We start from the raw sequence: 240 nt of genomic DNA, 5'->3' as shown, positions 1-240 counted from the left end.
TCACCTGCCCTTGTATCGCCAGCATCAACGTCTGGCCGACGCCGGGATTCAAGTCAGCCGCAGCAGTCTGACGCAATGGACGCAGCGTGCCATCGATTTGCTCCGGCCGATCGTCGAAGCCCAGCACCGGCACCTTTTACAAAGTCGGGTGCTGGCGATGGACGAAACCCCGATCAAGGCCGGCCGGGAGAAACAAGGCAAGCTGCGCCAGGCCTATCTGTGGCCGATCTACGGACAGGA

1 protein-coding gene is annotated in these 240 nt (G+C 61.7%); it reads left to right on the top strand.

Going from position 1 to position 240, the window contains the following annotated elements:
• Positions 1-240: IS66 family transposase (locus RM530_RS18520; RefSeq protein ID WP_311366744.1), on the top strand; the 240-nt coding region annotated here is incomplete at both ends.

The sequence above is a fragment of the Banduia mediterranea genome (assembly GCF_031846245.1).
Lineage (GTDB): Bacteria > Pseudomonadota > Gammaproteobacteria > Nevskiales > Nevskiaceae > Banduia > Banduia mediterranea.
The sequence above is the reverse complement of the archived record's forward strand: the minus strand, read 5'-3'. Positions and strand labels throughout refer to the sequence as shown.